The organism is Kitasatospora sp. NPDC059817 (assembly GCF_042731835.1).
Taxonomy (GTDB): Bacteria; Actinomycetota; Actinomycetes; order Streptomycetales; family Streptomycetaceae; genus Kitasatospora.
On record NZ_JBHWIR010000329.1, the window covers coordinates 1 to 4,788 of the forward strand.

Sequence of the window (4,788 nt, forward strand, 5' to 3'; positions counted from 1 at the left end):
AACCTGAGCATCCAGGCCGTCTCCCGCGCCCGCGCCGCCGGCCTGCGGATCGGCTCCCAGGACGTCTTCCGCCACCAGACCGTCGCCGACCTGGTCGCCGCCGCCCGCCCGGCCGCCGCCCCGGCCCCCCGGCCGCGCCGCGCGGACGGGCCGGCCCCGCTCACCCCGGTCCAGGAGTGGTTCTTCGCCGCCCACGGCCCGCTGCGCCACTTCACCATGTCGATGCTGCTCGACCTGCCGCGCGACCTCGACGAGCCGGCCCTGGACCAGGCGCTCCGGGCGGTCCTGGCCGCCCACCCGGCGCTGCGCACCCGCTTCACCCGCGCCGGGGGCACCTGGCGCCAGGAGCCGGTCGCGGACCCGGGCAACGGGCTGCTGACCAGACTCGACCCGCCCGCCCCCGGCGCCGACACCGGCCCTGAAGCAGCCCGGGCCGAGGCCGCCGACGGCGCCCGCGCCGCCCTGGACCCGGCCACCGGCACCCTGCTGCGCGCCGTCCTGTTCCGTTCACACGGCGACGCCCGGCCCCAACTCGTCCTGACCGCCCACCACCTGGCCGTCGACGGCGTCTCCTGGCGGGTGCTGCTCGCCGACCTGGAACAGGCCTACCGGCAGGCGGCGGCCGGGGACGCCCCGCACCTGGAGCCCGAGCCCACCCCGTTCACCGACTGGGCCCACCACCTCGCCGAACTGGTCCGGGCCGGAGGCCTCGACGACGACCTGCCCTACTGGAGCGCCGAGACCAGGGCCCCGGCCGCCCCGCTGCCCGTCGACCACCCCGGCACGCCCACGGCCGGCACCCTGCGCACCCTGCGCACCCGCCTCGACCGCGCCACCACCGAGGCCCTGCTGCGCAGCGTCCCCGAGGCCTACCGGACCCAGGTCAACGACGTGCTGCTCAGCGCGCTGGGCCGGGCCCTCGCCGACTGGACGGGCACCGAGCGGGTGACCATCGCCCTGGAGGGCCACGGCCGCGAGGAGCTCGTCGACGGCGTCGACCTCTCCCGGACGGTCGGCTGGTTCACCACCCAGTACCCCGTCACCCTCGCCCCGGCCGGCCCGGCCGGCGCCCCGGACTGGGCCGCCACCCTCAAGCAGGTCAAGGAGCGGCTGCGCGCCGTACCCCGCCGGGGCCTGAGCTACGAGGCCCTGGCCCGGCTCGGCCCGCCCGCCGCCGGCGCCCTGAAGGGCCGTCCGCTGCCGCAGGTCTGCTTCACCTACCACGGCCAGTGGACCGCCCCCGGGACCGGCGACTTCGCGCCCGCCGGCCAGGCGCCGGGCCGGGAGCTCGCCCCCGACGAACCCCTGGACCACCTGCTCGACGTCTCCGCCGTCGTCGCCGACGGCGAGCTGGAGCTCACCTGGCACTACAGCGACCAGGCGCACGAGACGGCCACCGTCCGCGCACTGGCGCAGGCCACGGTCTCGGCACTGACCGGCATCGTCGAGCACTGCGCCCGCCCCGACGCCGGCGGCCGCACCCCCTCCGACTACCCGCTGGCCGGACTGGACCAGGCCGGGGTGGACCGGATCGCCGGCGACGGGCGGGACGTCGAGGACCTGCTGCCGCTCACCCCGCTCCAGGAGGGCATGCTCTTCCACCGCCTGGTCGGCGGCCCCGACGACGTCTACGTGGACCAGGCCGGCCTGCTGCTGGAGGGCGTGGGCGACCCGTACGCCTTCGCCCTGGCCTGGCAGCGGGTCGCCGACCGCACGCCCGCGCTGCGCACCTCGGTGGTGTGGGAGGGCGTCCCCGCCCCCCTCCAGGTCGTGCGCCGCGGCGTCCGGCTGCCGGTGACCCACCTGGACCTGCGGGCGGTCGACCCGGCCGAGCGCGCCGACCGGCTGGCCCGGCTGCGCGCGGACGACCTCGCCCACGGGCTGGACCTCGCCACGGCGCCGCTCACCCGGCTCACCCTGGTCCGGCTGCCCGAGGCCCGCCTGCACCTGCTGTGGACCTCCCACCACCTGATCCTGGACGGCTGGAGCCTGGCCCAGGTGCTCACCGACGTGTTCGAGGAGTACGCGGCCCTCACCACCGGGGGCGTGCCGGCACCGGCGGTGCGCCGGCCCTTCGCCGACTACGTGCACTGGCTGGCCGGTCAGGACGCCGCGGCCGCCCGCGCGCACTGGCGGGGCGTCCTGGACGGCTTCGCCACCGCCACCCCGCTGCCCGCCGACCGCGCCCGGCGCGAGGCCCACCGGGCCCGCTCGGCGCTCGCGCACACCGCAGGCCTGTCGCCGGAGGCCTCCGAGCGGCTGGCCCGCACCGCCCGGCAGGCCGGGCTCACCCTCGGCACCGTGGTGCAGGGCGCCTGGGCCCTGCTGCTCTCCCGGTACAGCGGCGAGCCGGACGTGCTGTTCGGGACGACCGTCTCCGGACGCCCCGACGAACTGCCCGGTGTCGAGTCGATGATCGGCATGTTCATCAACACCCTGCCCACCAGGGTCCTGGTCGACGGCGGCCGCACCGCCGCCGACTGGCTGCGCGAGCTCCAGGAGGCCCAGGCCGAGGCCCGGCGCCACGCCGCCGTGTCCCTCGCCGAACTCACCGCCTTCAGTGGCGTGCCGTCCGGCGGGACGCTGTTCGACAGCATCGTCGCCTTCGAGAACTACCCCTTCGACGACGCCCGCACGGCCGGCAGCGGAGTGCGCCTGGTGGAGGTCACCTCCCGGGACGCCACCAACTACCCGCTCGTCCTGCGCGCCTACCAGGGCGGGCACTTCGGCTTCGACCTCGCCTACGACCCGGAGCTGTTCGACGCCGCGACGGTCCGCACCCTCGCCGAGCGGCTCTGCCTGCTGCTCACCGACCTGGCCGCCGGACTGGACCGGCCGCTGCGCGCCCTGGAGTGGACGACCGCGCAGGAGCGGCGGCAACTGACCGACTGGGACGGCACCGCGCACGGCCGCCCCGACCGGACCCTGGTCGACCTCTTCGAGGCGCAGGCCGCCCGCACCCCGCACGCCGAGGCCGTCACCTGCGGCGACGAGCACCTCGACTACGCCGCCCTGGACGCGCGGGCCGGCCGCCTCGCCCACCGGCTGGCCGAACTCGGCGCCGGGCCCGAGCGGTTCGTGGCCCTCGCGCTGCCCCGTACGGCCGACCTGGTCGTGGCCGTCCTCGCCGTCCTCAAGACGGGCGCGGCCTACCTGCCGCTCGACCCGGGCCTGCCCGCCGAGCGCCGCGCCCAACTGCTGGGCGACGCCGCCCCGGTGGCCCTGGTGACCCACGGACCCGGCGGGCCGCCCGAGAGCTTCGAGCACGGGGTGCCCGTCCTCTCCCTCGCCGACCCGCAACTGCGCGCCGACCTGGCCCGGGGCCCGGCCGCCCCGCTCGCCGCCCGGCACCGCCCGCTGCCCGACAGCCCCGCCTACGCCATCTTCACCTCCGGCTCCACCGGCCGCCCCAAGGGCGTCGTGGTGCCGCACGCCAACGTGGTGCGGCTGTTCGAGCAGACCAGCGGCGTGTTCGGCTTCGGCGCCGAGGACGTCTGGACGCTGTTCCACTCCTACACCTTCGACTTCTCGGTCTGGGAGCTGTGGGGCCCGCTGCTGCACGGCGGCCGGCTCGTCGTCGTGCCCGAGGACACCGCCCGCTCCCCGGAGGACTTCCTGCGGCTGCTCGTGGACGAAGGCGTCACCGTCCTCAACCAGACCCCGTCCGCCTTCCACCCGCTGGCCCGCGCCGACGCCGAACACCCCGAGCTCTCCCGCCGGCTGGCGCTGCGCACGGTGGTCTTCGGCGGCGAGGCCCTGGACGCCGGCCGCCTCGCCGACTGGTACGACCGCCACCCGCAGGACGCGCCGCGCCTGGTGAACATGTACGGCATCACCGAGACGACCGTGCACGTCACCCACGCCCCGCTGGAGCGCGCGACCGCCGCCGCCGGCGGCCCCGCACCGATCGGCACCGGCCTCCCGGACCTGCGGCTGTACGTCCTCGACGCCGACCTGGCCCCGGTGCCCCCGGGCGCCGTGGGCGAGCTGTACGTGGCGGGGGAGGGCCTGGCCCGCGGCTACCTCAACCGGCCCGGCCTGACCGCCACCCGCTTCCTCGCCGACCCGTTCGGCGCCCCGGGCACCCGGATGTACCGCACCGGCGACCGGGCCGGCCGACAGGCCGACGGCACCCTGCGCTACCTGGGCCGCGCCGACCAGCAGGTCAAGATCCGCGGCTACCGGATCGAACCCGGCGAGATCGAGGCCGCCCTCCAGACCCACCCGGGCGTGGGCGCCGCCACCGTGGGCGTGTACCAGGACGCCTCCGGCACCCGCCGGCTGGTCGCCCACGTCGTCGCCGGTCCGGGCGCGGCCCACCCCCCGGCCGCCGCCGACCTGCGCGCCCACCTCGAACGGCTGCTGCCCGCCTACCTGGTGCCCGCCGCGTACGTCCCGCTGGCGGCCCTGCCGCTCACCCCCAACGGCAAGCTCGACCGGCGCGCGCTGCCCGTGCCCGGCCCGGCGGGCTTCGCCGCCGGCCGGCAGCGCACCGCGCCCCGCACCCGTGCCGAGCGGCTGGTCGCCGCGGCCTGGACGGAGGTCCTGGACACCGGGGAGATCGGCGCCGGGGACGACTTCTTCGCCCTGGGCGGCGACTCCATCCTCGCCGTCCGGGTCACCGCCCGGCTGCGCGCGGCCTTCGGGTCGGCGGAGCTCTCGCCCCGGCTGCTGTTCACCCACCCGGTGCTGGCGGACCTGGCCGAGGCCCTCGGCTCGCCCGGCTCCCTCGGCTCCCTCGGCTCGCTGGGCGTGGGGGGGGGGGGGGGGCCGGGTGGGGCCGGGGTG

At 77.6% G+C, this 4,788-nt stretch carries 1 protein-coding gene; it reads left to right on the plus strand.

Annotated features, from left to right (window positions below; translation table 11 throughout):
- The coding region (locus tag ACFV61_RS34570) for an amino acid adenylation domain-containing protein (protein WP_380496053.1) at window positions 1-4,788 on the plus strand (4,788 nt) is incomplete at both ends.